Below are 23,050 nucleotides of genomic sequence, written 5' to 3'. Positions count from 1 at the left end.
ATTCAATTTTATCGGAGATAAAATCTTTGCGTCTTAAAATAGTATCAACTTCATTTTTATTGCGCCTTTGCGTTAACCAACATCTATCATTATGATTTTTTTAAATAACCATTTTATCAATTGGAATGATTAAAATATCCTGAGCCCCATTTTCTTTGAGTTCGTCAATGACATCCCAGAAACGCTCTTCATCAATCACAGAATGAATACTACTCCAGCCTTCTTCTGCAAGCGGAATCACCGTAGGACTTTTCAATACGGGAAGAACGCCGGCAACTTTCTGTATTTTTTCGTTGGGAACATTCATCAGAATGTATTTTGAATTTTTTGCTTTTAAAACTGCTTTGATTCTGAATACAAATTTTTCAAGAATGGCTTCTTTTTCAGCTGATAATTGAGGCGTTTGAGCCAAAACTGCCTCCGATTTCAGCAAAGTAACCGTTTCTCTTAATCCGTTTTTGAATAAGGTGCTTCCTGAGCTTACAATATCACATATTCCGTCTGCCAGACCGATATTAGGTGCTATTTCTACAGAACCGGAAATCACGTGAATATCTGATACAATTCCCTGGTTTTCTAAAAAGTTTTTCAGAGTGTTAGGATAAGAGGTAGCAATTTTTTTACCCTGGAAATAAGAGATTTCATCGCTTTCTACTTCTTTGGGAACAGCTAATGAAACACGGCATTTTGAAAAGCCAAGTTGCTGGATCGTTTTAATGTTTTTACCTTTTTCAACCAGAAGATTTTCGCCAAGAATGGCTACATCCACCACTCCGTCTTCGAGGTATTGCGGGATGTCTGAGTTCCGGAGATACATGATTTCCATCGGAAAGTTATCTACTGAAACTTTGAGTTGGTCTTTACCGTTGTTGACGAAGATTCCGCAGTCTTTGAGAAGCTGAAGAGATTCTTCGTAAAGCCGGCCGCTTTTTTGGATTGCAATTTTTAATTTACTCATTTTGCCTTTTTTGGGTCCGAGCAAATAAAAACTGATCTGTTGAAATTTCTGATGAGAATTCAGGAAACAAAAAAACCGTCTATTTACTCAGACGGTTTTAATTATTTTTGATTTTAGCACATACTTATATCAATCAATTCCGTCTAGCAGAGATGATGATGATAATGATGTAATGCTAAAAATGTTGGTTTCATTGTATTGAATTATGATGCAAATGTAGGATTTATTTTTAAAATGCAAAGTTTTTTCAAATAATTTTTTGATAAAAACTCATCAACTCTTTTGCAATGGATTCGTCATTAAACTTCTGAACAAACTCGAAACCCTTTTCCTCACGGCGTTTTCGCTCGGATTCATTTTCCCAGAGAAATTTTAATTTGGCTCGGATATCAAGATCGTTCTCAGGATTCACATACACAGAGTCTTTTCCACCTGCTTCAGGCAGACAACTGGTATTGCTGGTAACAACAACAGTTTTCGAGAAAAGTGCCTCAATGACAGGGATTCCAAAGCCTTCAAAGAAGCTAGGATAAACAAAAATATCTGCCAGTTTATAGAGACAGGCCAGCTCATCCATAGAAACGCCTTCAAGGAAAAGCACCTGTTTTTCCATTTTGTTTCTTTTCAGAAAGCGTTCTATTTTCTGATAGTATCCGGTTTTTCGTCCCACCACAACCAATGGAATTTCTGTACCGTTGATCGCTTTTACAACATTCAAAAGGTTTTTACGGTCTTCGATAGTGCCTACATTCAGTACAAATCTTTCGGGAAGCTTAAATTTCTCTTTGACAGCCTTCATTAATTCCGGAGACTGCTGTTCTTTAAAAGCATGATGACATCCCTGATAAATAACTTCAATCTTAGTCTCAGGAACTTTTAAATACTGAATAATATCTTTTTTTGTCTGTTCTGAAATCGCAATGATTTTGTCAGCCGTATCAGCGGCTTTTTTGAATTTCCAGAAATGAATTTTCCTGTCAAAAAAAGAATAATACTGCGGATATCTTACAAAAATCAGATCATGGATGGTAACCACCTTTTTAATAGGCTTTGGATCCCATTTGAGTGGAAGTTCACCTGATAATCCATGAAAAATATCTGCGCCCTGCTTCTGGGCATCTTTACCCATTTTCAGCTGACGTGAAAAGTTTCCTTTTGAGGTTTCAATAAAGTGAACATTCGGGCGTTCCAGAATATCTTTCCCTCTCTCGGACTTATTTTTGTTTAATAACAGATATTCATTCTCCGGTTCATATTCGGAAAGGATTCTTACAAGATCTCTCGAATAGTTTCCCAGGCCGGATGTATTGTGGAAAAACCGTTTGGCATCAAAGGCAATCTTCATCGTTGGATCTGTTTTTGAAATTCCTGAAATGTTCCGAATGTATGTCCTTTTTCTTTCAACCATCCTACAAACGAGTCAAATCTTTCCACCATATCTTTTCCTGAGTTTTTTACCGTAAATCCAGGAAGTTTAAAGGTATCATCTTTAATTTCTGCAAATTCCCAAGGATGGAAATAAATGTTCAGATATTGATCTTTTTTCAAACAATCCGAAGCCAGTTTTTTGTAGAAAAACAAAGGGAAATTGTGAAAGCTTAACCAAAACAAAGGAATCCTGAAGTTAGGAGAAACCGAAGCCGGAATCTGAGTCACATTTCCTTCTTTGAAATAGGTTCTGGATACTTTTAAATTATTATATCTTCCCGGCAAAAATGTAGGGTTGATGGAGGAATTGTATGCGTATCCTGCTTCTTCCACTGCTTTTTCATCTACCGGCATCATTCTCGGCATTCTTAATCCTGTCACTTTTGTGGAAAATAATTCTTCCAGCCTTTCTCTTGATTCTTTCAGGTGTTTGTCTTCAAATTCTGAATGAAACCACGTGTGAGAGGCCAGCTCATGCCCCTCATTCAATAACCTTTCGATAAGGTGTTTGCTATTTTCTGCAAAAACTACTGTGGAAAAAAAAGTAGCTTTAGCATTATGTTTTTTAAGAATATCGAGAATTCTCTCTAATCCTGTCTGTGAAATTGAAATCTGCTTTTCAAAGGGAATTTCACCCTTATATTCCAATGGCATATCAAATTCTTCAATGTCAAAACTCAATAAAACCATTCTAAAAATTTTTGTTTTTAATAATATAATTTGGTCTGTCTTTCACCTGTTTGAATATTTTACCTAAATAAATTCCCATGATTCCGAGGATGATCAACTGAAGTCCTCCAAAGAAAACAATGGTCATGATCAAAGATGCCCAACCGGAAATCTCTGTTTTGGCAATAAATGAATGAATTACGTAGGCTCCATATCCGATTACTGAAAGTGCTGAGAATAAAAATCCCAGATAAGCTGCCAGATAAAGAGGCTTCACGCTAAAAGCCGTAATTCCGGTGAAAGCAAAAGTAAACATCTTTTTGATATTGTAACTGCTTTTTCCTGAGAGTCTTTCTGCTGCAGTAAAGTCGATTCCTGTTTGCTTGAAACCCATCCAACTTGTTAATCCTCTCAGGAAGAGATCGTCTTCATTAAAGTTTCTCATGACTTCAACAGCGCCCGCATCCAACAATCTGAAATCTGAGCCACCACCTTTTGTTAAGTTAACATCTGATAAACTTGATAAAAGCTTGTAAAATAGGTCTGATGTTTTTCTTTTAAAAAATGAAATCTCTTTGGGATAAGTTCTAAAGGTAAAAACGACGTCATAACCTTCTTCCCATTTCTGAATCATTTCAGGAATAAGAGCCGGAGGATGCTGAAGATCCCCATCCATAGAAATGACTGCATTTCCGTGGGCATTGTCCATTCCTGCCTTTACAGCCGGCTGATGTCCAAAATTACGGGAAAATTCGATGAATTTTACTTCATCATACTGACTGGAAAGTTCTTCTAATTTTTGTTGAGTATTATCCCTGCTGCCATCATTCACAAATATGATTTCAAAGTCATAATTGTTCAACCCATCAAAAACTTCTTTAATTTTCTGATGGATCATGGCCACGTTTCCTTCTTCGTTATAAGCGGGAATTACAATTGAAATTTTCTTCATATGTATTAATTCAGGCTGTAATTTGTCTCAAAATCTTTAGTCAGAAGTTCATAAGTCACTCTCAACCAGATTACAATACAAGGTACGGCTTTTAACGAATATTTGATAATATAATTCTCTTTTACAAATTTCGGGAAAAGGTCCGAAGTTGAGAAACAGGTAAAAATAATAACAAAAATCAACAATCCAATGATCAATGGTGTTCTTTCTTTCTGAAGGAAAAACCAGATCAGCACTCCTACCACCGCAATAATATACGTAGGAGATTCTGAACTTGAACTGAATAATACCAAAAATAGTAATGTTGAAGCCAAAATCATCAATTGAAAAGCATAATGCTTATATTGCTTTATTCTGATGTAAGGTAAAGCAAAGAGAGGCAATCCGCCTGCTAAAAACACAAGGTTTGAAATGGATGCATCACCTAAAATTCTTCTCACAAAGCCCATTAAAGAGATATCCTGCATATTTCCAAGAACCTGATTTTCGCTATTCTTTTCTACAATAGACTGAAACCAGTCCGAGTAACACTGAATGACAAACTGCGGACTTGAATAGGCCATCGGAAGTACGAAAAATAATATAGCAATGCCAATTCCTGAAAGTATAAATTTAGTTTTGCTTTTAATAAAGAAAAACTGAGTTAATCCTACAATTCCGTAGATTTTTACAAATATTCCTATTAAAATTGCAGTTACGGATTTTACTTCTTTTCTTTCGTAAATATACACTGCAGACAACAACAAAAGACCGGTCAGCGCCACATTGAACTGCAGACTTAAAGCTGCTGTGATGTATTCCTGAAGGCAAAGCAATCCGAAAATGGCTTTCTTACTGTCTGAAAAAGGCAGTTTATAAATTCCGTAGATAAAGATGAAAGTATTGGCAATATTCCAAAGTGAGATTCCCAGCCAATCCGGCATCATGGCAAACGGCGCAATCAAAGCACTGAAAAATACACCATAATGGTTCAGATCAAAATAGAGATCGGGATAATGGATAAATAAGTTTTTCTGATGAATGGTATTAAAGAATACGTTTTTAAAAATCAGATAGTTATTGATCGCATAATCTCCTCTCAGATATTTGGAAATTGCAGTAACAACGGATATAATAAGATAAACCCCAAATATATATTTAGGGTTTAATAGTATTTTAAGAAATTTTTCTTTCAAGATTGTGGTATTAGATTAAAATATTAATCTTAAACGGCTACATTATTCTCTCTCAATGCATCATTCAGAGATGTTTTCTTGTCTGTAGATTCTTTTCTCTGACCAATGATCAGTGCACATGGAACCTGATATTCTCCTGCAGGATACTGTTTTGTATAGCTTCCAGGGATTACTACTGAACGTGCAGGAACTCTTCCTTTGATTTCAATAGGTGTATCTCCAGTAACATCGATAATTTTTGTAGAAGCAGTCAATACCACGTTAGCACCCAGTACAGCTTCTTTTTCCACGTGAACTCCTTCTACAACGATACATCTTGAACCGATAAAGCAGTCATCTTCAATGATTACGGGAGCAGCTTGTAATGGTTCCAATACCCCACCGATACCAACGCCACCGCTCAAGTGAACGTTTTTACCGATCTGTGCACAACTTCCTACTGTTGCCCAGGTATCTACCATTGTTCCGGAATCTACATAAGCACCAATGTTAACGTAAGATGGCATCATAATAACTCCTGGAGCAATATAAGCACCTTCTCTCGCTACTGCATGTGGAACAACTCTCACCCCTTTTTCAGCATAACCTTTCTTCAAAGGCATTTTGTCATGAAATTCAAACGGGCCTACTTCAATAGTTTCCATTTTCTGGATCGGAAAATACATTACTACAGCTTTTTTCACCCATTCATTTACCTGCCATCCGTTTTCTGTAGGTTCTGCAGTACGAAGTTCCCCTTTATCAACTAAAGAAATGACTTCTCTGATCGCCTTCTGGCTGTCTTCATTCTGCAATAATTCTCTGTTGTCCCAGATATTTTCAATAGTTTGTTGTAACGACATGTTTCTTATTTAAAATTATACCGCCCAAAGATACAAAAAAGTTCAGCAAAACAGGTTGTAACATCATGCATTTAATAAAGACTCAACATGCGCCTCACCTTCTTTTTGTAGGCGATGTAAATTTCTCCATGTTCTTTTAAGAGATACTCTTCTTCAAGCCTGATCTGGATCTGCATCAACATACTTCCCGTCAGTAGAAGAGCAAAAGCAATTACGGTAGGGAAAGCAAGGAAAAATCCTATAAGACTGATAATCATACCCAGGAATATGGGATTTCTTGAAAACCTGAATAATCCGCGAGTTATCAGTTCTGTTTTTGCTGAGTTATCAATTCCAATCCTCCATGAGTTTTTCATTTGTAACTGGGCAATAACAACCCAAATCAATGCCATCATCATTAAACCCAACCCTATGTATTGAATGAGATCATATTCCAGCACATTGATTTTAAAAGCAGGGAAAATGTCTTTCGGAAAAAATAAAAGAAGTATTGTATAGATAAACAAAGCAAATAAAACCAGTTTAAAATACAATCCCACAAGTCCATATGCAGAATCATCTTTGGGAAGAACATTAGGATTTTTGCCAATCTGTCTGGCTACTTTATAACTAATTCCAACAAAGGAAATGATAAAGAAGAGTATGAAATATAAAGGAATAAAGAATCTGATGAAATCTGCCATATGATAATAGTTTTGGACAAATTTCATAGGTTTTGGGATGCAATGCTATTGCAATGACAAGAATATTATTGATTTGCAGAAATGCGCAATTGTAAAACCTGGCAATTCCCCTCCACCGGAGGTGTGGCAAAAATTCAGATAATTTTTGACGGGGTGGTTAAAGAAGAAGATTATGTAAGTTTTGGCTAAAGCCCATTTCTATTGATAGAATATTTACAACACTCTTTGAGCATGAAGATAGGCCTTATTCCAGTATTTTTCATTCAGGGATGAAATGATTACGCCTTTTGAGGTAGAAGCATGAATGAATTTCACTTCTCCATCAGGGCCAATATCATGAACAATTCCCACATGGGATACTCTGCTTCCTCCGGCTGTCGCAAAAAACAACAGATCACCCGGTTTTACGTCTTTGATATCAATATTCTTTCCGGCATCGGCCTGATCAGAAGATCTTCTGGGAAGATTAAAATTATTTTCTTCAAATACTTTTACCGTAAATCCCGAACAGTCAAATCCTGAAGAAGTATTTCCTCCAAATTTATATGGTGTTCCGATATACTTTTCTGCATCTTTCAAAATATCATTGATGGACCTGGAAACACTGCCATTAAATTTTGAATCCAGTTTTCTGAGATTTTCAGCCTTCGCTACGGCTTTTGTATTTGACTTTTTGCTCGCAGAAGCACTTTTCGAGGATCCACAGGAAACCATAAAAACAGCAACTGCCAGGGTAACCACCAACTGCTTTACTTTTATTTTTTGTTGAAATAATTCCGCTCCCATATTCTTCTGATTTATAATTAATTAACAAAATTTACCACAAATATACATTTTATAATTTAATTATAGTATAACTATACTACAACTATATTATAAATATATGTTAAAATTTTGATTTTCATTATTTATTGGTATATTTGATTTCTATTTTAAAGATATGGCAACCTATGAAAGTGTAATCAAGATCACAGGAGCAGTGGGCGATCTGGTATTTTATACTCTGAATGGCAAAAATGTGGTTCGGAAGAAAAGCGGGTTCAATAAATCTGCATTTAAAAAAAATCCATCCTATGAGAAAGTAAGACAGAACAGTTCTGAATTCGGACACTGTTCCAAAATGGGGAAAATGATCCGGAAAAGTCTGGAAGTATATGTTAAAGAAACAGGTGATCCTCTACTCTACCAGAAATTTGCAAAGGTGATGACTGCTATCAAAGATTTAGATAACACTTCTGAAAGAGGAAAAAGAACGGTTGAAAACGGCTTAAAGACTGAAGAAGGAAGAAAACTCCTGAGAGATTTTCAATGGGGAACGGTCAGGAAGGTTTCAGATTGTGTAAGAATGGAAGATCAGGTTCTGTATAAAAATGACCATTGTACATCAGAATATACCGTGATTATGACGATGAAATTAGATTCTGAAAATTATAATATAGAAAGCAATGAAGAAATAATCAGCTGGAACACACAACAGAATCCATCTTTTAAAAAGTATTTTTCTGAGGATGGTCTTCTCTATTTTATAGCATTAAAGGATGAAAACGATAAAATTACCCATATGGGATTTGTTTAAATAAAAAAGTCTGCAGTATATTCTGCAGACTTCTTGTTTTATTTCTTTTCTCCTTTCCAGCTTCCTGATACGGCAGGTGTTGGAAGTGAGTTGGACCAGTTTCCGTTTCCTTTTTTTTCTGTGGTTAACGTTCCTTTGAAATCTCCTTGTGAAGGAAGCCCCACTCTGGCGTTAAGATCTCCTGTCTCACTTAAATTTCCGGTAATGCTGTAGTTTTCATTATTAACATCAGAATGCATTGTTCCTACCACTTTACCACTTTCATCTACCACAAAGTTCCAAACTCCTTTGTCTGCTCCTTCATAAGAACCAGACCATGTTCCTACATAATCATAAATAGTATCATCATCAGAGCTGCAACCGATAAATAAAAACGCCGTTAATAAAAGTAAAAAAAGTTTCTTCATAGTTTCAGTAGTTTTATAACCTAAAATCCTGTTATTCTTCTGTACTTTCCTTCTAGAGACCCAGTCAGAGAGAATATTGCTTAATATTTATTATTTTTTTGTTTCGTGCAAATCTACTAATTTTTTCATTCAAATTATCTGAATTTTAATTAGCACCCAATATGTTTATTAAAAAACGACATATTTCGGCTAAAATACAAATATTTTTCAAACAAATAGAGTGTCTATAAATTTTGAGTTATTTTAAAATTTATACGTTAAACTTAATATTAATATGTTTAATATCCATTTACAATTAGTTTATATTAGATTTCATGTCGTTTGCATTCTATTTTAAAGATATTTCTTACCTTAGTGAAAAATTTAACCTTTTTCAAAAAATAACATGAAAACAAAAACATTATTTTTGGCAGCACTTGCTATTTGTGGAAGTTCAACAGCGCAGGTTGGGATCAATACCGCCACTCCAAGTCATACTTTGGATGTGAATGGTCTGGTAAGAGTAAGAGGACTTTCAAATGCTGAAAAAAAGATTGTTGCGGCAGATGCACAAGGAGTTTTAACGCTTATTTCTCCAGAAGAAATTTTTGCGCCAAAGGCTATACTGAACACATCTACCTCTTCCAGTGAACAAAGATCGACTGTATACGAAGGAAAATGCTTCCAACCTGGCGACAATGCTTCTTCCTGTACCGTTTCTGTAAACCATTACTCTTCTTGTGCGGGATTCAGTAATCCTGTTGACACTCAAATTATTGTAGGACAGGGAATTAATACAGGAAACGGACAATTTCTAGGAACATGGACAGCCCGATATGTTGATAATAAAGGGTTTGCCAATGCAACTGCTGTGGCTAATCAGACAGCACCTGACTATCCCAGAATCTCTTATCCAAGTACCAATACAGTGAACTATTTAGGAAGTGGAAATTTTGCGGGTCAATGTAATACAGATTTGGTTACTACCATCAATCAGGCCACCGGAGATATAAAAGTAGAGTCTGTAAAGCGAAGCATGTACGCACACCTTGTGTACCTTATTAATATTGCCCGCTCCAGATCTTTATAATAGTTGATATTTGATTTCAAAAAGGCAGCCACAATATTTTCATTGTGGCTGTTTTTATTAAATGAAAAACCCTCTGAAAAGAGGGCTTTGATTTATCTTGGAAAAGGAAGCGTTACCGGATAGCAACCACAAAGACAGTCCCATTGATCAAAATCTTCTGAACAAACACCAATGGCTTCACATCTCCATAAAGCACCTGGAGGACATTGTGGAACATTAGGTCCTGCTCCTTTAACTGTTTTTAATTCTTCTCTCGAGATTTTCTTTAAATTTTTCATGGTTTAAAATGTTTTAGTTCATTCCAAATATAAGAATATTCATTAAACGGTAATTTAATTTGTGAAAAATTTAACTTTTCAAACAAAAAGCCTCTAAAAAGAGGCTAAAAACTATTATTGAATGAATGAAAAACTTATCCCAAATGTATGAAATATCCATCCCAGCTTTTATGAGTACAGTCATAAATCAGCTGTTTTCCATAATTCCTAATTAATAATTTCTCCTTGACTGTTGTCCAGTTTTTCACGGAATTTCTGAAGATCTTCCGGAGTGGGCCTACTCCACTCTGTAATTTCTCCGATAATTTTCAAAGGCATTTCGGAGCGATAAGATCGGGTTGGATTTCCCGGAAACTTCTTATCTGTTACATTGGGATCATTTTCGAAATTCCCTGTGGGTTCTACAATATAAACACGCTCTGCTCCATCGCCTTTTGCCAGTGCAGCAGCAAGCCCTGCTCCATTGATTAAAGCAGTGAAATAAATATGATTCATTTTGAATTCTGATTTGTAATTAGAATTTCCTCCCGCTGTCAACAGTTCTCCGATCTGTAAGTCGGCTTTTGTTCCGTGGTAAAAAGGACCTTTATCAGACGGATGTTTTTGAAGTAACTCTGACAATTCAGCATTGTTTTTTGATTTTTCATGATCTCCTAACTCATTATAGCATCTGGAAATATTCAGGTAAAGAGAAGGTAATGCACTTTTAACAGTATCATCATTTATTTTTAAGGCAAACTTTAAGGAAGTTTCAAACCATTTCAACTGATCAGCGGTGGTTTTCTGGTGATGTGACAGATAATAAGCTGCCAGAAACTTTTCATGATCGTCTGATGCATCTTCCCAGGCTTTTAAAAATAATTGAGCTGCTTCTTCAGGCATTCCCTTGTCTTCAAAGCTCATCCCTTGCAGACAAAGCTTGATCACAGGATTAAAAGGAGAAAATTCCATGTTTTATTTTTTTTCCAAATCTAGTTTATTCTATTGGAATTCTTTATTTAAAAATGTATAGTTGGAAAATTGAGAAAATAAAAGATCCTTTTTGTAGTTTAAAAACATGCCTAAGAACAGGAATAATATGAGAATGCCTAGTATAAGTTTACCTAGAATCTTTGAGATGGATATGACTAGAAGTTTCCTGCAAATATAACAAAAAAGCCCTCTCAAAGAGAAGGCTTCTGCTATATAAAGGTTTTTATTAAGATCCTATTGGAACGCAAGAGCAAACACAATCATAAATACCCTGGTCTGGATCACAAACATAGATCGATTCGCATTTAAGATAGTATTTTGCAGGACATGTAATTGGAGTCCCTGCTCCCTGAACATTTTTCATTTGATCTCTTGTAATTTTCTTTAGATTTTTCATAGTTATTTATTAATGTATTAGTTTTTAGTACCTTCAAATATAACTAAATAAAATTAATCACAAAACAATTGAAAATTTTTCTTTACGATTCTTTATCAATAAGAAATAGGCCTTGCTGATCCAAAGTTAAAATCTTTCTTCTGTGTTAACCGTTATTGTTTTTGATAAAGATTAATACAATTACCAAAAAAGCTGAATATATAAAAAACCTTTATAAAAAGGGCTTTATTGTCGTGGATAATACCAGACTAGAACTCCCTATTGTAAACCTGCATTTAAAAGATTTTAATTAACCCGAAATACAAATCGCCACGATTTCTTGAGAAACAGGAAATCTAAATTATATAGCCGGAAATTACTTTCCAATCCTATTAAATATTTTTAATTTTAAGTCTTAACTGGCCAGGCAGAAATGAAAATTATATATAATTTTTGAAATTCATAGAATAAACGTTTAACCAAAATTAATAATTACCATAAGATAATTTAACAAATGGTTAATATTACAACAGTCAACAAAATGTAAACAATTGTAAATCAATGTTTTAATCAGAATGATAAAATTTGCCAAATTACACTATTTTTTTTAACTACCAAATAAATTACACTATTGTTTTTTTACTATTTTATGAAATATTTTTGCCTATTAAAAAAATAAAATGAAAAGGTCTTCTATAAAAGATATTGCTAAACTGGCAGGAGTTTCCGTAGCCACAGTATCTTATGTTCTCAACAGAAAGGAAGGGCAACGTATCAGCGAGGAGACCCGTAAAAAAATTTTTGAAATTGCTGAAACGATTAACTATACTCCCAATAAGATTGCAAAAAGTCTTAAAACGAATAAGACCAAGCTGCTGGGGCTCATCGTTGCAGACATTTCCAATGACTTCTATTCTCATATAGCAAGGAATCTGGAAGATAAAGCTTTACAATTAGGTTATACCCTGATTATTGGTAGTTCTGACGAAAATGCAGAAAAATTTGAAAAACTTACCCAGCTTTTTTCACAACAGCAGGTAGATGGAATGATCGTTGCTCCTGTAGCAGGATCAGAAAAGACGCTTGAAAACCTTATTCAGCTTAAATATCCTGTTGTAACGATCGACAGGTATCTTAAAGGTGTTTCTGTTCCGGGAATTACCATTGATAATCAGGAGATAGCCGAGAGAACAACCAGCCTGCTTCTTAATAAGGGTTTTGATAAAATGATCTACATTGGTTACGAAACTGAACTTCCGCATCTGCTGGACCGACAGCATGGTTTTGAAAAGGCAATAAGCTCTTCCAGCAAAACAGCTGATATACAATATCTTCTGGTGGGATTAGAAAATATAGCACAAGAGGTACGTGCTCAGCTTGAAAATAACCTGGGAAAACAACCTGAAAATACCGCGTTATATTTTTCCAGTAATAAGCTTGCGGTAGCAGGACTTTCCTATCTCGTTAAAAACGATATAAAAGTTCCGGAACAGGTCTCTGTAATCGCATTTGATGAAACCGATGCTTATGACCTCTTCCCTACGGAAATCACCTACATCCAACAGCCGATTGAAGAAATGGCAGAAGAAGCAATTAAGCTTCTGGACGGGCAAATCAATGATTATACAGCTACCGGAAAGAGAATAACATTATCCGCAAAGCTGGTTGCTAAAGCCTCTTTAAAATAATTAATCTGATATAAAACATTTTTTTAAACAATAACTTAAACGTTTAACCTAATATGATAACAAATAAATCAAACTATGTGGTGTGCTTCGGAGAAGTTCTGTGGGACATCTTCCCTACCGGTTCCAGAGCTGGTGGTGCGCCATTTAACGTTGCCTACAATCTTTTCAAAATGGGAATCGATACCAAAATGCTAAGCCGTATAGGAAATGATGATTTAGGACATCGACTTCTTAATCAGATCCAGGATTGGGGAATAACAACAGATTTCATACAGATCGACCAGGAAAAGGCCACAGGAACTGTCATTGCCGATTTTGATGAGCATGGAGAGGCTGCATATGACATTATGCAGGATATTGCCTGGGATTATATTCAGCCACTGCCGGAGCATAAGGAACTGATACAAAATTCAGAAGCATTTGTTTTTGGAAGTCTGATCACAAGAAGTGAAGCATCTCAGAATACTCTGCTGGAACTTTTGGAATATTCAAAATTCAAAGTTTTTGATGTTAACTTCCGACCTCCTTTTATTGATTTTGAATTCATTAAAAAATTATTGCATAAAGCTGATCTTGTTAAAATGAATAAGGCAGAACTCAGAACCATTCTTGAATATCTAGGTGAAGAGTATATTGACGAAGATACAAGCATCAGACATCTACAGGCTTATTTTGATTTAAATGAAATTGTCCTTACCAAAGGAAGTAAAGGTGCCAGATACTTTGTGGGGAATATTGCGTATGATTTCCCGGCAGTTCATATTGAAATTGCAGATACTGTGGGCAGTGGAGATTCTTTTCTGGCCGGGTTCCTGTCTAAAAGAATTCAGCGAAGATCTCCGGAAGAGATCATGAAACAGGCCACATCGCTGGGTGCTTTTATCACTTCGAAATCGGGGGCATGCCCTGATTACACCTATGAAGAATTCAAGTCATTCAGAGAAAAAAACAGCTGTAAAACCTCTTAAAAACATACGATATGAATACTCCAAAATTTACAGATAAGAAATATTACATCATCCTGTCATTTGTTACGTCTTTATTCTTCTTCTGGGCCATTGCGCTTACCATGGGTGATGTACTGAATAAGCATTTTCAGAATGTCCTCCATATTTCGAAATCCAAATCTGGCTTGGTACAGCTTTCCATCTTCGGGGCTTATGCACTCATGGGAATTCCGGCGGGTCTTTTTATGAAAAGATTTGGTTATAAATTAGGCGTTATACTAGGGCTTTCGCTTTTCGCACTGGGAGCCTTTCTGTTTATTCCAGCAGCCGAAACTTCCTCATTTAATTTTTTCAGACTAGCTCTTTTTGTCCTTGCGATGGGGATGGCAACCCTTGAAACAGTAGCCCATCCTTTTGTAGCAGCTCTTGGTGATGAAAGAACGAGTGATCAGAGGGTTAATTTTGCACAGTCTTTTAATGGATTGGGAGCCATTATCGGTCCTTTGTTGGGAGGATATTTCATTTTCGGGACGCCTGATTCAGAATCAGGATCCCTGGATTCAGTTAAAAATCTTTATACATGGATTGGGATTGTCATTCTCGTGATTACCATAATTTTCAGCTTTATCAGAGTACCGGACCTTAAAGACCCTCATGCTGAAGATATCATCACTTCAGACAATGAAAAAGGAGAAGACCAATCTGTATCAGATCCGCACGCACCGCTCTACAAGCAGAGACATTTTATATTTGCCGTTATTGCCCAGTTTTTTAATATTGCCGCACAGGGCGGGACATGGGCCTATTTTATCAATTACGGGGTAGAAAAAATGCACCTTCCGGAGATACAGGCTTCCTATTATTTTTCTTTAAGTATGGCGATGATGATGATCGGAAGATTTATCGGGACTTTCCTGATGAGATTCATTGCTCCCAACAAACTGCTGGCTATTTTTACCGCATGTAACATCATTCTGTGCCTTATTATTTCCCAGAGTTTCGGATGGATATCATTTATCAGCCTTATTTTGCTTAACTTTTTCCTGAGTGTGATGTATCCTACTATTTTCAGTCTTGGACTTAAAAGATTAGGGTCAAAAGTTCAGCAGGCTTCCTCATTTCTGGTTATGGCGATGTTTGGAGGTGCTGTTTTCCCTCCGATTATGGGTAGAATTGCAGAAAAAGACATTGCCCATGCCTATCTCCTTCCTATTCTCTGCTATGTCGTTATTTTATTATTTGCATTAAAATTCTACAAGCCCAAAACATTTAAATAATCCCTATGAAAACAAAGCTTTTATTAGCCTGGTGCACTTTACTTATATGCGCCGGAAGGGGAATCAATGCCCAGATCACAATAACCAACAAAAAATTTTCCTTTGGGACAACAGGAAGAATCGGAGCTGGTTATTCTCCAAATGCCGATGGAAAAACAGGAAGACAGCTGAATCTGAACAATCAAGGATCCTTAGGTGGCAGAATGGATCAGGGAGATTACGTAGATTTCTTACCAGCCTTCCATTTTAGCCCAGTGGTAAACGGTGACAGTACCAAAAGTACAAAGATCGATATGCAGGCAAGACTGAGCTTTTATTCAGGAGGAACTTTTCTGGGAAATGTAGATTCAAAATCCAATCAGGGGATGATTATTGCCTTGCCGGAAGCCTTTGTTGAGGCCAGAAATATTATGGGAAGTGACTGGGATGTCTGGGCGGGATCAAGATGGCTGAGATATGATGATATTCATATTGCAGATTATTTTTATTTTGATGACCATTCGGCAACCGGTTGGGGACTAAGACATAAAAACACAAGGTTTTCAATGTTTTTCCCGGCAGCTATTGATACCGCGGCCAGCAACTCCACTCCTTATTCTTACACCAATGTGATCAGCGGATCAAAAAACCTGATCTACAGACAAAGAGAAGTTTTTGTCCTTGAGCAGACGCTGCCATTTAAAAATACAAAACACAAGCTGAAACTGATGGCGGAATTTCATCATGTAGAAAAATCAGGAGAAAATTCTGTAGAGCAATACCCATCGGATCAAGGCTGGGTTTTTGGAGCTAAATTAAATACAGATATTGCAACGACAATTCCGGGTTCATTCAATCAGTTTTCTGTAAGATACGGGACCGGAATTGCCAATGGAGGTGATAATGGTAATACGCAGACCTGGCGAACCTACGGAGCTCCTGATGAGGTCGCAAAAACGTATAAAGGAGCTTACTCTTTTACGGTTGTTGAACATTTCCTCTGGAATATCTCAAACCGCTGGTCACTTAATCCCTATGCAGTTTTCACCAAAAGTAAAGGAGGATCAACCAGTACTGATAAAGCGATGGACTATTATAACCGTGAAATTTTCAACAAAAAAACAGAGTTTAATACCGGTATAAGAGCGACCTATTATTTCAACAACTGGTTTCATATCCTTTCTGAGTTCCATTATGCCACCCGAAAAAACGGAACGCAGGATGCTGCATCGATGATGAAGCTGGTTTTAGCTCCTACCATCGTACCTACTGCGGAAAGAAGTGTCTGGGCAAGACCTCACATCCGTTTTATTGCAGAAGTATCAAGGTATAATGATGAGGCTATGAACAGTCTTTACTCACCGTTTTTACAGCAGTCAGGAGCCAAAAGATTCGGGACTTATTTCGGAGTACGGACAGAATGGTGGATTTTTTAAATTAAAATAAAGAAATATGATGAATATAAAATTAGGGGCTTCCCTACTCTCCTGGATCACGCCATTATGGAATGCAGAATCAGGAAAATATGCAATAGAAAAAACCGCTCAGGCCGGGTTTGATCTGATTGAAATACTGTTACCCGCATCAATGGATTTTGACGCTGTCACCGTAAAAAAACAATTGAAAGACAATCATCTGGAAGCAGTATGTTCGCTGAATCTTCCCAAAGATGCTCATATTGCGTTTGAGCCTGAAGCTGCGGAAAAGCTTATCAAAAAAGCCATCGATAAAGTATATGAACTGGAAACCCATCTTCTGGCTGGTGTCCTGCATGGCGGAATCGGTGTTTTTACCGGAAAACCACTCACAGAAAACGAAAAAGAAATCATTGCTGATGTGTGGTGCAATGTGGCGGATTACGCCCAGGCCAAAAGTATAGATATCGCCATAGAACCTATTAACCGCTATGAATCCTATGTCTGCAATACAGCAGAAAATGTACTTGAACTTATTAAGAAAACGGGCCGAAATAATCTCTTCCTTCACCTTGATACCTTCCATATGAATATCGAAGAAAATAATTTTTATGACCCGATTATCAAATCCGGAAAAATGCTGAAGCACATTCATGTGACAGAGTCTCACCGGGGTATGCTGGGAGAAGGAACTGTCAACTGGGAAGAGTTTTTCGCGGCATTGAAAAAAATTAATTTTGAAGGGAATCTCGTTCTTGAAAATTTCAGTTCCTCAATTCCGGAAATGCAGGAAAAGGTTTCATTATGGCAGAAATCACCTTATGATGCTCAAACATTGGCAGAAGGAAGTCTTGCCTTTTTAAAGAAGCATCTCAGCTGATAAAATTATCTGTTATATTATTCTGAAACTTATGGAAAGCTGAGATTGTCCGCTTTTCACCGATTGATTCTGCCCGTTCGCCGAAAATACAGATCGTTTTCCAGGATTATGGCTGACCTTTACATCAGAAAAAGGCAATAATGCTCAACTAAAATCTTATTATTATGAAAACAAAAATCGGAATTACAGAAAAAAACACAGAAGCTGTTGCAGAACAATTAGCAAAATTATTGGCAGATGAAACACTGCTTTACATTAAAACAAGAAATGCCCACTGGAACGTAACCGGAGATAACTTCCATGCCAATCACATTTTCTTTGAAGAACAATACAAACAACTGGATGAACTTATTGACAGTGTTGCAGAAAGAATGCGTAAAATCGGACATTATGCACCGGCGACTATGAAAATCTACATGGAACTGACTCATTTAACGGAATACAGTGAAAGAACAAACGATGGCCTTGGATACATGAAAGATTTATTAAGTGACCATGAAAGCATCATTGAATTTCTCCGCGGAAACATCACTCCATTTGCAGAAAAGTACAAAGATTATGGCACCAGTGATTTCATTACAGGTCTGATGGAAACCCATGAAGAAATGGCATGGATGATCCGTTCCTATTTCAGATAACACAAAATAAAAAAGTTATAATTATCTTTGTGTAAACCATAAATAACTATACCTATGAAAGCCTTAATCGTGGATGATAATGATATTGCAAGAACAACATTAGCACACCTCGCCAAACAGGTTCCGGATCTTTCCATCGTCAGCGAGTTTTCCAATGCTATAGAAGCTTATCATTATCTTCAGTCCAATTCCGTCGATCTGATATTTCTCGATATAGAAATGCCGGAAATGACAGGGATTGAGCTCACGAAAACGCTTTCCGGTAAAGAGACCATCATCATTTTTACGACCTCAAAAAAAGAATATGCACTGGAAGCGTTTGAACTTAATATTGCAGATTACCTTCTGAAACCTATTATGCCGGTAAGATTTCTGCAGGCTGTAAGCAAGGCACAGACGATTCTTGAAAGCAGAAAAGAAAATGTGGAAATCACAAGGGATGAGTTTCTTTTTGTAAGGGATTCCAATATTACGAGGCGCCTAAAGCTGGATGATATTTTCTACGCAGAAGCCATGGGTGATTATGTAAAATTTTACACCAAGGAAAAGATGTTTGCCATTCACGGTAAAATGAAAACGGCTGAAGAACGTCTTCCCAAGGATCATTTTATAAGAGTTCACCGTTCCTATATTGTTTCAGTAGGCAAAATTGACACCCTGCAGGACGGTGGTATTATGATCAATGGCAAATTCATTCCTGTGGCAGACGCATACAGAAAAGCTCTCAATACACGAATGAATGTCTTTTAGCCGTTACAGGCAATCAAACATTTAAATTCGGCTTGATTTAAGCCCGTGAACAGTTCCGGGTCCATCTTGACTTTTTACCGGTATTTTATCTTAAAATCAGACCGTTAATTATGAAAAACATATCTTCAGTAATGGATAACAAACGATTCAGCTATTTTATTATCCTGACATTTATTGCGGGCTCACTCCTATTGATAGCTGTTCAGCTCAATTCTGCAGGAAATACCAAAGCGCTGATTCAGAATAACAATACCTTGCTGAGCGAATTGCGTTCAAGCAATCATTTACGGGAGATTGACCGTGATATTCTTGGAGTGGAAAGCAGAATCAGGGCGTCTATTGCAACGAATGATACCACCCATCTTGAAGGCATTGACCAAAAAATCAGTCAGATTGAAAATTTCCTGGATTCTCTTTCCAAGGACAATGTAAATGCTGAGGAAGAAAAGCTGATTCACAGATTAAGCGTTCTTGCCATGGAAAAGAAAACAACCAAAGATAAACTCCTGCACCGTTATCTTTCTGTTGGAAACATGGATGATAATACCTCCATTGCCAATCCGCGTGCAAGAAAAATTTCTAATGAAATCACCAGCATCACGGCTAAAATATATGAAAGCAGAAAGCTGAATATGGTTGAACTCAGCCAGAAAAGTGAAGAAATGGGGCAAAAAGCAAGATTCTATGATATTTCTTTACTGATCTTACTGATTTTGAGCGGTTCTGTCGTTGGATATCACATTCTCAGACAGTTCAAACGCCAGAGGTTACTTATAAGCGAACTTGATATTGCCGAGAAAAAAGCGTTGGTAGCAGCACAGACCAAAGAAAATTTCCTTGCCAATATGAGCCACGAAATCAGAACTCCTTTAAGCGGAATTCTCGGGTTTACCAATCTGCTGCAAAAACGCCCACTGGATGAAACCTCAGCAGAATTTGTCTCTTCAATACAGCGTTCCGGAGAAAACCTGATGGCGATCATCAATGACATTCTGGATTTATCTAAAATAGAAGCCGGGATGATGCGCATTACCCCTGGAATTTTCAGCATTAACGGTCTCGTTAATTCCGTAGAAACATTTTTTACAGAACGGGCCAAAGAAAAAGGACTTACCATTTCCAGTACGATTGATCCTTCAATTCCTGACACATTGGTGGGAGATGCCACAAGACTGACGCAGATTTTAGTGAACCTGATCGGAAATGCCATAAAATTTACTCATCAGGGAAATATTTCTGTTGAAATCTACAGTAAACAGCAAACAGAGAACGAAGCTGTTCTGGGATTTAAAATTTCAGATACGGGAATAGGAATTGACAAAGAAAAGCTTACTGAAATATTCGAAAGATTCAATCAGGGAGAAGATTCAACGACAAGAAATTACGGTGGAACAGGATTAGGTTTATCCATAGTGAAAAGCCTGATTGTACTGCAAAACGGAAACATCGAAGTAAGCAGTGAACAAGGCAAAGGAACTACATTTCATTTCTATATTCCTTACGGAATTGCTGAGGAACAGCTTACTGTCATTCCAGCTGTTGATCCCCACTATTTTAAAGATAAGTCCAATACGCCCCTGAAAGTATTGGTGGTTGATGATAATGTGATCAATCAAAGCCTGATGAAACATTTGCTCTCCCAGTGGAATATTGATTTTCATATTGCATCGAACGGCCTTGAAGCCGTAAGTTATCTCAAAAGCAATGCATGCGACCTGGTTTTAATGGATATACAGATGCCGCAGATGGACGGCTATGCTGCCACCCAAAAAATACGGGAAGAACTCAGACTGGATATTCCGATCATCGCAATGACCGCCCATGCGCTGGCAGGAGAAAGAGAAAGATGCCTGAGCCGTGGGATGAACGAATATATTCCTAAGCCTGTCAATGAAGAAGAACTGTTTATGCTTATTTCGAAACTCGGGTTTAAAGAAAATAATAAAAACGAAAAGAAAACCGAAAATCCATCATCTGACTATCAGTATATTGATCTCACTTATATGCACACGGTGAGCGGCGGCGATAAAAGCTTCGAACAAATGGTCACTCAACAGTTTATTGAGAATATTCCCAATCATCTACAGAAATTGACAACAGCTTATGAAAACCGGGATTTTTCAGGGATGAAACTGTGGGCTCATGATCTGAAATCCAGCATTGCCATCATGGGATTACATCCTCTGTTAAAGGAAAGACTTGATATTCTTGAAACAGCATCAGCAGAAAATACTGATCTGCAAAAAATACTGACAGAAGTACAGAAAGTTCTGGCAGAAGCAGTTTCCGAAGCTGAAGCATTCTCAAAAACAATTTAAAAATAAGAAAAAATGAATTTATTTTCACCCATACACATTCGCAGTCTTACCTTAAAGAACAGGATTGCACTATCTCCTATGCAGCAATACAGCGCTAAAAACGGAGTTCCCGGCAACTGGCATCTCGTTCACCTTGGAAGCAGGGCTGTTGGCGGTGCAGGATTGATTCTTACCGAATGTACAGCCGTTTCAGAAGAAGGTCTGGCTACATTATCCGATGTAGGAATCTGGAACGATGAACAGAAAAATGCCTGGAAAAACCTCGTAAATTTTGTGCATGAACAGGATGCTAAAATAGGAATTCAACTATGGCATGCAGGAGGAAAAGGCAGCCTGAAACATCCCAATGAAAGAATGAAATCTCTCACTCCGAAAGAAGGAGGCTGGACGGTAAAATCATCTTCTGCCCAGGAATTCAACGGAGTTTTTGCTGAAGAACTCACCATTGATGAGATCCAGGAACTGAAGACTAAATTCGTTAAAGCAGCCCTTCGTGCTCTTGAAGCAGGGTTTGATACCATTGAACTTCATGCGGCACATGGTTACCTGTTCCATCAGTTTTATTCCGCAGTGATCAACAAAAGACAGGATGAATATGGCGGAAGTTTTGAAAACAGGATCCGTTTCCTTGTAGAAACCGTTCAGGAAATCAGGAAAGTTATTCCTGCTGAGATGCCTCTGTTCGTACGAATTTCTTCAGTTGACTATATAGAATCCGAGGAAGCCTGGACTCTGGAAGACAGCATTAAACTTTCAGAGATCCTTAAAGAAAATGGTGTAGATTTCATTACTGCTTCCGGCGGCGGATTTACCAATGTAAGCAAGGATAAGGTATTTCCCGGATATCAGGTTCCTTTTGCAAAAGAGATTAAAGAACAGACCGGGATTTTAACAGGAGCAGTTGGAATGATTACGGAAGCAGAACAGGCTAATGATATTATTGTCAATGGAGATGCAGATCTGGTAATCATTGCCCGGGAACATCTGAGAGATCCTTATTTTGCTATTCATTCTGCCAAGACATTAGGTATTGAAACAGAAATTCCGTGGCAGTATAAAAGAGCGTATTAAATTAACCCATAAAAATCAGTTATGGAAAATCAGGGTGCTTCAGTAGTCATTACCCATCATATTCTGGATGGAAAACAATCACAGTATGAAAAATGGCTGGACGAAATTATTCCTGTCACCAGGCATTCGGAAGGCTTTATTGATCTTCAGATTGTTCGTCCTATTCCTGATCTGACTTTTGTGTACACTGTCATTATCCGTTTTGATACGATTAATCATCTTAAAAGCTGGATGGAGTCGGATAACCGGAAAAAACTCATTGAGAAAGCCAATCCGCTGTTCAGAAAAAATGACCATTATCAGATCAGATCCGGGCTTGATTTTCTTTTTACGACAGAAAATGAAGGGAATAAAGTTCCGGTACGCTGGAAACAGTTTCTGGCAACCTGGTCCGCCATTTATCCGCTGTCTGTTCTTATTCCTGCTTTGATCATTCCTTTTTTAAGATTTTTATATATTCCACCCAATCATTATTCTGATGGATTCATCAATTCGGGTATCATTGTTTTTCTGATGGTATTTGTCGTCATGCCCAATTATACGAGACTGATCAAAAAATGGCTGTATAAATAACCACATTTAAAAACTATCCTTTATCAATCACTGTAACCTACAGTGATTTTTTTGTTTCAGGAGCGTTCCCTGTTATCGTTTGAACATCATCAGCTTATTCAACGATTGTTTTCGCCTGTTGAGCGAACA

General features: G+C 37.1%; 23 protein-coding genes. 12 read left to right on the top strand and 11 right to left on the bottom strand.

What is annotated here, in order from left to right; genetic code table 11:
- Window positions 1-100: 100 nt before the first annotated feature.
- The 8 genes from hisG to PZ898_RS02940 form a co-directional block, all read right to left on the bottom strand.
- A complete protein-coding gene (gene hisG / locus PZ898_RS02975) occupies window positions 101-958 on the bottom strand; it encodes an ATP phosphoribosyltransferase (RefSeq protein WP_062669782.1) in 858 nt (285 codons plus the stop codon).
- Between the two features lie 247 nt (window positions 959-1,205).
- Window positions 1,206-2,303, bottom strand: a complete 1,098-nt coding sequence (locus PZ898_RS02970) for a glycosyltransferase family 1 protein (RefSeq protein ID WP_277694748.1) — start codon at window positions 2,301-2,303, stop codon at window positions 1,206-1,208.
- Window positions 2,300-3,076 (bottom strand): polysaccharide deacetylase family protein, encoded by a 777-nt coding sequence (locus tag PZ898_RS02965; RefSeq protein WP_062669784.1) that lies wholly within the window; start codon window positions 3,074-3,076, stop codon window positions 2,300-2,302. Before PZ898_RS02965 ends, PZ898_RS02970 begins: the two co-directional genes overlap by 4 nt.
- A 1-nt stretch (window position 3,077) precedes the next feature.
- The gene (locus tag PZ898_RS02960) at window positions 3,078-4,007 is read right to left on the bottom strand and encodes a glycosyltransferase family 2 protein (RefSeq protein WP_062669786.1); all 930 of its coding nucleotides are present in this window, start codon (window positions 4,005-4,007) and stop codon (window positions 3,078-3,080) included.
- Window positions 4,008-4,012: 5 nt separating this feature from the next.
- Window positions 4,013-5,182, bottom strand: coding sequence for a glycosyltransferase family 87 protein (locus PZ898_RS02955; protein WP_120231045.1), 1,170 nt, complete (start codon window positions 5,180-5,182; stop codon window positions 4,013-4,015).
- A gap of 29 nt (window positions 5,183-5,211) precedes the next feature.
- Window positions 5,212-6,024, bottom strand: coding sequence for a 2,3,4,5-tetrahydropyridine-2,6-dicarboxylate N-succinyltransferase (locus PZ898_RS02950; protein WP_062669791.1), 813 nt, complete (start codon window positions 6,022-6,024; stop codon window positions 5,212-5,214).
- 71 nt (window positions 6,025-6,095) lie between these two features.
- Window positions 6,096-6,707: an isoprenylcysteine carboxylmethyltransferase family protein gene (locus tag PZ898_RS02945; protein ID WP_228432288.1), complete on the bottom strand. Its 612-nt coding sequence runs from the start codon at window positions 6,705-6,707 to the stop codon at window positions 6,096-6,098.
- A 213-nt stretch (window positions 6,708-6,920) separates the two neighbouring features.
- Entirely contained in the window at window positions 6,921-7,493 is a 573-nt protein-coding gene (locus PZ898_RS02940) for a C40 family peptidase (protein ID WP_277694747.1), read from the bottom strand.
- A 154-nt stretch (window positions 7,494-7,647) separates the two neighbouring features.
- On the opposite strand from PZ898_RS02940, the gene PZ898_RS02935 reads away from it, so the two are divergent.
- Window positions 7,648-8,283, top strand: a complete 636-nt coding sequence (locus PZ898_RS02935; RefSeq protein WP_277694746.1) for a hypothetical protein — start codon at window positions 7,648-7,650, stop codon at window positions 8,281-8,283.
- A 38-nt stretch (window positions 8,284-8,321) separates the two neighbouring features.
- Here PZ898_RS02935 and PZ898_RS02930 read toward each other — a convergent pair whose 3' ends face one another.
- On the bottom strand, window positions 8,322-8,690 hold the full coding sequence (locus PZ898_RS02930) for a hypothetical protein (protein ID WP_034694405.1): 369 nt from the start codon (window positions 8,688-8,690) through the stop codon (window positions 8,322-8,324).
- 385 nt (window positions 8,691-9,075) lie between these two features.
- Between PZ898_RS02930 and PZ898_RS02925 the strand changes: the two genes are divergently transcribed.
- Complete coding sequence (locus PZ898_RS02925; RefSeq protein ID WP_062669796.1) at window positions 9,076-9,759, top strand: hypothetical protein; 684 nt, start codon at window positions 9,076-9,078, stop codon at window positions 9,757-9,759.
- A 92-nt stretch (window positions 9,760-9,851) separates the two neighbouring features.
- Here the strand turns inward: PZ898_RS02925 and PZ898_RS02920 are convergent, their stop codons facing one another.
- Both PZ898_RS02920 and arr read right to left on the bottom strand, forming a co-directional pair.
- Window positions 9,852-10,037 (bottom strand): hypothetical protein, encoded by a 186-nt coding sequence (locus PZ898_RS02920; protein ID WP_062669797.1) that lies wholly within the window; start codon window positions 10,035-10,037, stop codon window positions 9,852-9,854.
- Between the two features lie 207 nt (window positions 10,038-10,244).
- A complete protein-coding gene (gene arr / locus PZ898_RS24340; protein ID WP_347176657.1) occupies window positions 10,245-10,658 on the bottom strand; it encodes an NAD(+)--rifampin ADP-ribosyltransferase in 414 nt (137 codons plus the stop codon).
- Between the two features lie 1,407 nt (window positions 10,659-12,065).
- Here arr and PZ898_RS02910 point away from each other — a divergent pair.
- From PZ898_RS02910 to PZ898_RS02865, 10 genes are all read left to right on the top strand, one after another.
- Entirely contained in the window at window positions 12,066-13,073 is a 1,008-nt protein-coding gene (locus tag PZ898_RS02910) for a LacI family DNA-binding transcriptional regulator (RefSeq protein WP_123278270.1), read from the top strand.
- A gap of 53 nt (window positions 13,074-13,126) precedes the next feature.
- Window positions 13,127-14,041 carry a carbohydrate kinase gene (locus PZ898_RS02905; protein ID WP_277694744.1) on the top strand — a complete coding sequence of 305 codons (915 nt, stop codon included), beginning with the start codon at window positions 13,127-13,129 and terminating at the stop codon, window positions 14,039-14,041.
- An 11-nt stretch (window positions 14,042-14,052) separates the two neighbouring features.
- The gene (locus PZ898_RS02900) at window positions 14,053-15,297 is read left to right on the top strand and encodes a sugar MFS transporter (protein ID WP_277694743.1); all 1,245 of its coding nucleotides are present in this window, start codon (window positions 14,053-14,055) and stop codon (window positions 15,295-15,297) included.
- Window positions 15,298-15,302: 5 nt separating this feature from the next.
- Window positions 15,303-16,712, top strand: coding sequence for a carbohydrate porin (locus tag PZ898_RS02895; protein ID WP_277694742.1), 1,410 nt, complete (start codon window positions 15,303-15,305; stop codon window positions 16,710-16,712).
- A 16-nt stretch (window positions 16,713-16,728) separates the two neighbouring features.
- Window positions 16,729-17,571, top strand: a complete 843-nt coding sequence (locus PZ898_RS02890; protein ID WP_277694741.1) for a sugar phosphate isomerase/epimerase family protein — start codon at window positions 16,729-16,731, stop codon at window positions 17,569-17,571.
- Between the two features lie 164 nt (window positions 17,572-17,735).
- Window positions 17,736-18,209: a DNA starvation/stationary phase protection protein gene (locus PZ898_RS02885; RefSeq protein ID WP_277694740.1), complete on the top strand. Its 474-nt coding sequence runs from the start codon at window positions 17,736-17,738 to the stop codon at window positions 18,207-18,209.
- 54 nt (window positions 18,210-18,263) lie between these two features.
- Window positions 18,264-18,959, top strand: a complete 696-nt coding sequence (locus PZ898_RS02880; protein WP_002978774.1) for a LytTR family DNA-binding domain-containing protein — start codon at window positions 18,264-18,266, stop codon at window positions 18,957-18,959.
- A 110-nt stretch (window positions 18,960-19,069) separates the two neighbouring features.
- The gene (locus PZ898_RS02875; RefSeq protein WP_277694739.1) at window positions 19,070-21,277 is read left to right on the top strand and encodes a hybrid sensor histidine kinase/response regulator; all 2,208 of its coding nucleotides are present in this window, start codon (window positions 19,070-19,072) and stop codon (window positions 21,275-21,277) included.
- Between the two features lie 12 nt (window positions 21,278-21,289).
- The gene (locus PZ898_RS02870; RefSeq protein WP_277694738.1) at window positions 21,290-22,348 is read left to right on the top strand and encodes an NADH:flavin oxidoreductase/NADH oxidase; all 1,059 of its coding nucleotides are present in this window, start codon (window positions 21,290-21,292) and stop codon (window positions 22,346-22,348) included.
- Between the two features lie 21 nt (window positions 22,349-22,369).
- Window positions 22,370-22,921 (top strand): antibiotic biosynthesis monooxygenase, encoded by a 552-nt coding sequence (locus tag PZ898_RS02865; RefSeq protein WP_062671539.1) that lies wholly within the window; start codon window positions 22,370-22,372, stop codon window positions 22,919-22,921.
- The last annotated feature ends 129 nt before the right edge of the window (window positions 22,922-23,050 follow it).

This window comes from Chryseobacterium sp. WX (assembly GCF_029542485.1).
GTDB classification, from domain to species: Bacteria; Bacteroidota; Bacteroidia; order Flavobacteriales; family Weeksellaceae; genus Chryseobacterium; species Chryseobacterium cucumeris.
This window is presented reverse-complemented; position numbering and strand designations above follow the sequence as displayed.